This is a genomic window from Rubellimicrobium roseum (assembly GCF_006152145.1).
Classification (GTDB): domain Bacteria; phylum Pseudomonadota; class Alphaproteobacteria; order Rhodobacterales; family Rhodobacteraceae; genus Rubellimicrobium; species Rubellimicrobium roseum.
This window is the reverse complement of record NZ_VDFV01000085.1, coordinates 1-8,461: the sequence shown is the minus strand read 5'-3', so window position 1 is coordinate 8,461 and position 8,461 is coordinate 1. Positions and strand designations below refer to the sequence as shown.

The window sequence follows — 8,461 nt, the reverse complement described above, 5'->3', positions numbered from 1 at the left end:
CCCACCGTCCCGCGCGGGACCGAGCGGCTGCGCTTCACGCCGTCGCCCGTGCATGGGCCGAAGGAAATGGACGCGCTGATTGATGCCCTGGATACCGCCTGGTCAAACTGTGCCCTGAACCGTGTTGGGCTGGTGGGGTAGGCAGCTTGAACGATGCGCATCCAGTCCACGATCTTATCGTCGTGTCCACGAAACCGGCAGCAGGCCACAGCGCGGGGATGACTTCCACGAGGATGCCCTCGGTCAGTTCGAGCCCGTGCCGTCGCCCCGCAGAGCAAAAGAGAGCGATGCAGACGGGGCGTAGTGCCCGCCCGGGGGATGGGCAGGCTGATCGGTAAGGACGACGCGAGAGGGGCGCCCGTGACACACCACACACCGCAGGCGCTCCGCCGTGCCGAGGAGGCTGGCACCCGATCCAACCCGAACTGCGAGGCCTGAGACAGGAGTCCGATTTAGGTGAAGTCACTACGCCACTGCCATCGCGAGGCCCTGCGGCGGTTTCAATAACACCGGAAAACCGGGCTCTCCTCTCGAAGGAGGGGTGCGGATGGCAGTAGCCAGTGGGCGGCAACTAGTCCTGCTGAGAATGGCGCTGGACAGGCAGGCGCAAGCGAAGGTCAAGACTGGCTCAGACCATGCCGGATGTCGGCCCGGTCACTGCGCTGCTCGACGGGCTCACTCACCGCTGTCCAGGAGGACCTTGCATCAGTTCGGGTCCGTCACCGGCAGCATCGTCTCGTCATCAAAGGCAAACTGATGTAGGATCGGGCCAGCCCAATCAGGTCGGTTGAACCGCGCGGACACACCCGCATGTTCTACAGCATCTCTGTCACCGGCGAGACCTACACGGGCAACACCAATTTCCCGACCGATCTCACCAGCTACACTGTCCTGGAGACCTTCAACTTTGCGGCCCAGCTTCTGATGGTCCGCAATGCCGCGCCGATCGGTACGAAGAATCTCAATGGCATCAACATAGTCGACTTGGGGTTTTACGTCGGCCGTCCTGCCGACGTTCAAGTCTTGGCCGGTGAACTGCACTGGGCCAGCAACAACGAGATCCATAAGCAGGCCCACGCCATCACTGGCTACGACCGTGCCGCCGACGTTGCCGTAGACGAGACCTTCCAGTCCTACGATCCCATCAACCGGGTGCTGAGGATCGAACTCGACCCGGTTCTGACGACGACCACGAACTACGACCACTTCATTCGTCGGACCAGTCTCTTGACGGCGCCCGTTCAGATCGTGGACGGAGCTGTGGTGCTCCGCTTTTCTCCGGACTTCCGTCAGGTTGAAGGCGAGATTTCCTTCGTCGCGAACGGCTACATCGAACCCACCTCGGCGGCTTGGCGCGCGACGATCTCAGGGACGGTCATCGGCAGCGACCCGCTGCCGCCGCTGCCAGGGCGCCTGACGCCAGCGGCCGATGTCATTCAGGCGGGCAGCGGCCAAGACGTGCTCATCGGTCTTGGCGGCAACGATACCCTGCGCGGCGGCGCTGGCGACGACTCTCTGCATGGCGGCACGGGGGCCGACCGGCTCAGGGGACAAGACGGTGCAGATGTCCTAGCCGGCGATGAGGGCTCCGATCGTCTCTTCGGCGGCTCAGGCCAGGACGTGCTGCGTGGTGGCAAGGGTAGGGACGTCCTCGATGGAGGCCGTGATGCGGACCGCTTTGTCTTTGCGTCCCGTGGCGACACGGGAACAAGCGTGGACAGGGCAGACCGCATCGTGGGATTCAGCCGTGCCCAAGACGACTTGATCGACCTCTCGGAAGTAGACGCGAAGCGCCGCACCAGCCGTGACGACGACTTCATCTTCATAGGGGAGCGGAGCTACTCGGGCCGTGCGGGAGAGTTGCGCTGGAACGATGATGCCAATCGCCTTCAGGGTGACACCGACGGCAATGGAACGACCGACCTTTGGCTCAAGGTCAGCGTGAACTTTGATCTTTCACGGACCGACCTTCTGCTCTGATGCCAAGGAGAGGACAGGCGGATGCGTTCAGGGCCTAGATCATCGCTCTGGCAACCCTTTTGCAGGGGCCACGCCTATCGCGACCACCAACTATCTTCGGGCGTCACAGATGAGCCTAAGCCTCAGTGAGGCTCCTAGCGACCGGTTGAGCCGATCTACTTCCGGTCGCCACCACGATGCCGATTTATCCCCGGTCATCCCGCCAGGCCTGTCTGCAGGTGGTAAGGCCAGACCAGCGGCTGGCCGGCAGTCCCCACTCCTTGTTGAGCTTGTGGACCATCTCAACCGTAAGGGCGCGCCTCCTGTTCAGGATCTCCGACGCCCGAGGTAGAGATGCCTGGGCTCAGGCCTGTGGGCGCCTGAACCTGAATGGAGCTTGCCATACCACCCTTTTGCCGCGTGGGAGCGACGTTGGTCAGGCCCCCCCAATGTGCCTCAGGTGCGCCGGCGGCGCAGGACGAAACCTAGGCCCAGCACGGCGCCAAGGAGCGGCAGCGTGGCCGGCAGCGGGATTGGAGCAGGCGTCGGTTGGTAGAAGCCGCGGATCTCGCCTGCAGGGAACTGGGTCGAATGGATATTGAGATAGGCCGAGCCCGAAGCAAGCGCGGCTAGGAAGGCTGTCTCCGCTTCCGGCAGGCCGCCGGCACTGGTGACGAAGTCCGGGTTGAAGGTGGCGGCATCGGTCAGATCGAATATCTGCTCATACGATCCGCTGGTAACACCGGTCAGAAAACCCGGAAAGAATGGAACGGCGGTGATGACCCCAGCGGTCCCCGTGCCGGGCCCAGCTGTCGGCCCATGGATATGCGCCGCCGTGGTGGGCGCCAGCAGGTTCGCAAAGGTGAACTCGATCCCGAAGGTACGCGCGACCGTGTCGATGGTCACGGTCGATGAACCTGTACCGGCGGAGGTGTTCGGAGGGACCTCCGCAGGGCCACTGAGGGTGGCGACATATGAGATCGTGGCGGCCTCAGCGCTCACAGCAAGCATGAGCCCGGTAACCGCATTGATGGCGAAGACAAGCGCTCTCATAGGGACGTGCTCCCTTCATGATTGCGGGCCTGACGCCCGCACAAAGCCATCGTAGCAGAAAACAAGACCTGCGTGGCGCACTATCTGGGTCCGGCCGAAGGCGCCCGGTCCAGTCCACGTATGAGGGGACTAGAGCCACGCTGTCGCCCGAGCCACCCTGCGCCAGGTCGCCCATGGCTGTTCATGCAGCCTGCGCCTTGGCGGGCTGGACTGATCAATCTTGACCGGAGAGGGTCGTCTGATCTTGGTGCCGGCGCTCGACGCTTTTGATGCGATGGATGTCAATTCGCTCCCGCCTTGAGGAGGTGGTGGCCATCACTGCCATGAAGATCCGGTCATACGTCAGCAATCTAACTATGCGTTCCTAGGAAGGCCAGCGGCCCAGCTGCCCGACCCTAGCCTGAGCCGCTCAAAAACATTCGTCGGCACCGCATTTCTGTACACAGCAACCGGAACGGGTTTCCGAGCGGACTGCAAGCGCCTCTGCGGCTAGGTTCCGAAACCACCTGTAAACGGTCGTTTTCTGAGTGGAGGTGGGCTGGTACCGTGGATCTGTTAGTGCAGACTCTGACCCACAGGAGTGATGTGTCCGGGGGCCTTGCCCGGGAGACTGGGATAGGGCCGCGCTCGGTCATCTGCGCCAGCGCCCGCCGTTCTGCCGCCCCGAGCTTCAGCGCCAAGCCGGGCGGCTTGTAGTCGATTCGCCCGCATGCCCATAGGCGTTGAGTCGCACCATCCTCTCGCGCACGATCTGCAGCATTACGCCGCCGATCTTCGCCAACTCGCTACGGGGGTCACCAGCATAGATTGCCGCGAGCGCCAGCAACCGAAGGGACCTGCACCCGGTCTCGCGAGCCGCGCACCTCGCGATGCAAGGCGCTGGCGTCAAAGCTGAGGCTGTTCGCGATCCGCGGCATCGAGTAGGATATTCTCCGGGTACAAGATGCACTCTCGCGAGGAGGCAATGCCCATGTTGCGTCTGAAAGACTTCAGCCAGGAGCGGCTTGCCCTTTTCTTGATCGACCGAGAGGGTGGAAAGCCGCTGCGCAAGGTGCCGGTTTATGCCGAGCTGGTGCTCGGCGCGATGCCGCACCGGGACGCCAACCCAGCGCGCGTGCGATCCCGCGTGCTGGACGAGATCCGACCGGGCTTCCCTGAAGCCGCCGAGCAGATCGCGGGGGCGATCGAGCGTAGCGCCGATCCAGACTGGATCCGCGACAACGCCAACAGCGACAGCATGGAGCAGCTCGTCAAGCAGCTCCTCGAAACGCTGGACCAGCTTGAGCGCAACACGCCCGCAAAGGAGCGCGAGGAGGCGATCGAGAAAGCGCTCGACATGCTGCTGCGCCGCTATGAGATCCCCCGTGCGCAAAAGCCGGTCGAGATGGAGCCGGGGGGAAGGGTGGTGCCGCTCGGCGTGCTCGCCTCCGACCATACGGGCTTCGTCTCCTTCGACCTGGGGCGCGTTCAGCCCTGGAAGACGGCGCTGGTGGAAGGGCGCGAGGGGATCGGAGTGGACTTCCGCGTTTATCCTTTGCTGCTGGATGAGATGCGGGTGGACGTGCTGAAGCAGCGGCGCGTCGCACCCGATGCGGTGGTCGGGAAGCTCGAGCTGACCATGAGCCACGATGCGCCACTGCCCGGATTCGCGCTAAACCTGCCAGCGCTGCAGAATCCAGGGCTAATAGACTGGCGGCTCTCGCCTGGGTCCTTCGCCGCGGTGCCACAGATGCTGATCGGCGCGGATGGCTGCGAGGCGCTGACGCCGGCGAACTTCGCGACTAGCCAGTTCCACATGCGCCAAGTCGTGCGGCTGAGCGAGAAGGTGGACGGTACGCAGTTCCCGCAGTGCTACGTCAACGAATACGTCGTCTCGCTCATCCCGATCGGCCATTCGCTGGGGCAGGTGCTCTACAGCCTGCCGCTCGCGCCCGGGGAGTCGGTGCGGCTCGCGGTAATCGACTGGCGGCGGCAGGATACCGGACAGCGCGAGGAGAAGACGGTCGTTACCGAGGCACTGGTACATGAGCAGACGCGCGACCGCACCATCACCGAGACGGTGACGGCGGCGCTGTCGGAATGGCAGCGTGGCGGCTCGGTGATGGGCGGCACGGCCGCGGGTGCCGGAGCCTCGGGCGAGATGGGGCCGTTCTCCGTCGTGGGAGGTGGGATGCTCTCGGTCGGCGGGGGTTATGCGACCTCGTCCGGCAATCGCGACTTGGCGGCGGACACGATCCAGAAAGTGACAGACGCGATCCACCAGGCCAGCACCTCGGTGCGTGAGATTCAGAGCACCGTGGTTGTCCAGACGGATCAGCAGGAACGCCAGAACATCATGACGCGTGCCTTCGCGAACCACAATCGCGGGCACACGCTGACGGTGCTGTATTACGAGGTGCTGCGGCATTTTCGGGTGGTAACGGAGTTCACGCGGCGGACACGCGGCGTGCTGCTGGCGGGCATGAGTTGGAACCTCGGCGACGACCTGCAACTGCTCAACTGGCGCTTCGTGCTGCAGCCGGCGCTGCTTGATATGACGCTGGCGCCGGCCTTCGACGCGTTGCTGCGGATCGACAAGGTCCGCAAAGAGAGGAAGCGCAACCCACCCAAGGTGGTGAAGCCACCGGGCGAGGGTGCAACCGAGTTCAACGCTTTCTCCATCCGCTTCAAGGTCGGCGCAAACCCCACGACCAACGCGCTCGAGATGCGGATGGTGCTGAAGAACGGGGTGGTAATCCCGCTGAAGTATGGCGGCAGCCTAAACTGGAACAGGTCCGAGCAGTTTAACGCGGAGGACAGCGACTTCGTCATCGTCAGCGACCCGCTGTCCACCTCCTACAAATGGTCGGAGATCGGATCTTTCCTGTTCGTCAAGACGAGCGACGCCTATGACGATTCCGTCCTGGTCTACCACTTGGAAATCGAGGGGATCGGTCCGACTGGGCGGCGCATTGTGCATCAGCACCAGATGGGCGCGACCTATTACCTGAACGACAAGGGCGAGTCGCATACGTTACCGGTGACGCCGCCACCCCCCGATCCGCCGGAGATTCAGCCGCCAGGCTTCGAGCAATCGCTGGCGCCCGACGACTACGCGCTGGGCGAGCGGCTGAAGGAACACATGCAGGCGAATGCCGCCTACTACACGCGGCTGCTAGACCTCGCCCAGCACCCCAACGCCTATGCGAAGAGCTTCGAGACGACGATGTGGAGCGCTGGGACACCGCTAATCGACAAGGTGGCGCCGACACCGCTCGAGATCATGGGGAGCGGCGTGGCCTTCCCGCTCCTCGACCAAGGCGAGGAGCCGCCGATGGACGCGCTACCGACGGTGGAGCGGCTGATTTCGCTGCCCACGCGCGGCGTTTTCGCGGAAGCCAAGCTTGGCCATTGCAACGTCGCCGAGGAGATCGACGAGACGCGGTTCTGGCGCTGGGACGAGCACCCCTTGCCCTTCTTCGCCTCCGACATCAGCCCGGTGCAGCCAATCACGCCGAAGCCGCAGGTAATGGATCTCGGCGCGACGCCGCTGCCGACGCCGGTCGCGACAATCCAGGCCGCACCGGTCGCACCCGATCCCAGCGCGATGGCGGCGGCGCTGAAGCTGATGTCGACGCCCGACATCTTCCGCGACATGTCGATGAAGCAGGAAGTCTCCAAGTTGATGGAGGACCTGATCCAGGGCGCGGTGGACATGGCGGGCGCGGCCAACCGTGCGAAGGAGATCAAGTCGAAGCTCGATGCCGATCTCGACAAGCAGGAACGCGACCAAGCGGCGGCGCTGGCGGAGACGGAGGCGGGCGTGCGGCGCGCGCAGATCGAGGCAGAGCGCGACAAGGCGATCGCCGAGCGCGAGAAGCAGCAGCAGGTGACGCCGGCCGAGGCGCAGCACGCGACGAAGGTGGCCGAAGCGCAGGCGCGCAAGGGCAACATCTCAGAGGAGACGGCAAAGACGGTGGCGGAGAACCAGGTCCGCAACATGAAGGGTTCGCAGAAGGTCACGCCGAAGGTCCGCACGCGGGAATTTGAAATCCGGCTGTTCGGCTACGGCGGCAAGGCCATCGTCGGGCAGTTCGCCTGGGAACTCCGGCGCGGCAAGAGAACGATCACCTTCCGCCCCAAGGAACGTTACGACAACGGCCGCATCGAGTTCACCGTAATGGATGACGGGCTGGTTCCGAACCTCGCCCTGCAGATCGAAGGCGAGGTCCTGGCCGGCTACGCGGTAGGGGCGACCTTCAATCAGGAGAACCTCGACATCGACATCCCCGAGAAACTCTGGAAAGACAGCGACTACATCCGGGTGACGCTGCAGGCGACCACCGCCACCTTCAAGACCAAAGCCTCCTCTGGCAGCGAAGCGACGAAGAACTTCACCGACGAGGTGAAGGGTGGCGTCGGTGTCGAGGCGAAGATCATCTCCATCACCGGTGAGGGCGGCGTAAAGTGGGAGAAGGGCGACAAGACGAGCGCAGGACGCGAGATGGAAATGGAAGTGCTGTACTACCTCGGCGGCTTCACAGTGACTAAGATCAGCTGACGTAGGTTTTCCTAATGTCGTCGGGGTGTTGCCTGTGCACGGTCGGAGCGGGTCGGGTTCCCTAAGCCCCAACAACGGCACACGATTGCTACGCTATGGGCGAATGACTGCTTAGAAGTGCGCCGCGTCGCAGATCCTCATGCCCTTTTTGGCTAACGTGACCTCCCGACATGGTCCAATTCGCTGGTGGATCCGGTTTGGACGGCGTGGGCATAGTAGATCACAACGAAGACCCCGGCGCGCTGGCAGACGCGACCGGGGTCGGCATTGTCACTGTCCCTAGTCTTCTGAGGACCTCGGTGCCACTGCGCTCCGCCACACTGCAAAGACTTTGCTGCCCAAGCCGACGTCGACCACCGATCATGCTTTGTCCGCCACAAGGGACCGTTCTCCGGAGAACAAATCAAAGCATCAATCGTGTCCAGTAAACGAACGTTTGGTGGACATCATCATGGGTCAATTCTAGCGAAGGCTTCTCTGAGTGGGCTCTGTTGAGCAATTCCTCTTCCACGCTGGTAGAGCGACCCCGAAGGATCGTTCCTGCCCACATCTTATGCGCGCACTGAGCCACCGACAGCACCCGGCCTTGAGACTCGAACCTCATTCACTGCTTGTAGGAGGAATTTTAACCATTGCATGGCCGCCGAGAGATCTCTTCGCATATGAGCACTACGATCCGCAGCTTCCTTCGGCTATTAACTCATGAGTAGTATCGAAGTGGTGCTTGCCACCAGATCGGACGGTTACACCTTGTTGTTGGGAAGATCCCCGTTGCTGATATAAGTGATTAGCGATCTCGTCGAATTGGGCTAAAAATTCCTCTGGAACGCCATGCTCGCTTAGGTTCAGGACCCATTGATCTGCTCGCTCCCGCTGTGACGGTGTGATTCAAGCTCCCGGTCTGAGGGG

Annotated in this window: 3 protein-coding genes and 1 pseudogene; 3 read left to right on the top strand and 1 reads right to left on the bottom strand. The window is 62.9% G+C overall.

Features of this window, described 5'->3' with window-relative positions; translation table 11 throughout:
• Together FHG71_RS24460 and FHG71_RS23810 are read left to right on the top strand one after the other, a co-directional pair.
• A pseudogene (locus FHG71_RS24460) lies at positions 1 to 141 on the top strand (5-aminolevulinate synthase); the annotation flags it as partial.
• A 669-nt stretch (positions 142 to 810) separates the two neighbouring features.
• Entirely contained in the window at positions 811 to 1,980 is a 1,170-nt protein-coding gene (locus FHG71_RS23810) for a calcium-binding protein (protein ID WP_246045573.1), read from the top strand.
• A 435-nt stretch (positions 1,981 to 2,415) separates the two neighbouring features.
• Here the strand turns inward: FHG71_RS23810 and FHG71_RS22260 are convergent, their stop codons facing one another.
• Entirely contained in the window at positions 2,416 to 2,970 is a 555-nt protein-coding gene (locus FHG71_RS22260) for a CHRD domain-containing protein (protein ID WP_246045574.1), read from the bottom strand.
• Between the two features lie 1,012 nt (positions 2,971 to 3,982).
• Here FHG71_RS22260 and FHG71_RS22255 point away from each other — a divergent pair.
• On the top strand, positions 3,983 to 7,552 hold the full coding sequence (locus FHG71_RS22255) for a hypothetical protein (RefSeq protein ID WP_139083918.1): 3,570 nt from the start codon (positions 3,983 to 3,985) through the stop codon (positions 7,550 to 7,552).
• The last annotated feature ends 909 nt before the right edge of the window (positions 7,553 to 8,461 follow it).

Bases quoted from the DNA above. Each gene is read 5' to 3' on its own strand.
- FHG71_RS22260 (WP_246045574.1), bottom strand. From the start codon at position 2,970: ATGCTTGCTGTGAGCGCTGAGGCCGCCACGATCTCATATGTCGCCACC.
- FHG71_RS22255 (WP_139083918.1), top strand. From the start codon at position 3,983: ATGTTGCGTCTGAAAGACTTCAGCCAGGAGCGGCTTGCCCTTTTCTTG.
- FHG71_RS23810 (WP_246045573.1), top strand. From the start codon at position 811: ATGTTCTACAGCATCTCTGTCACCGGCGAGACCTACACGGGCAACACC.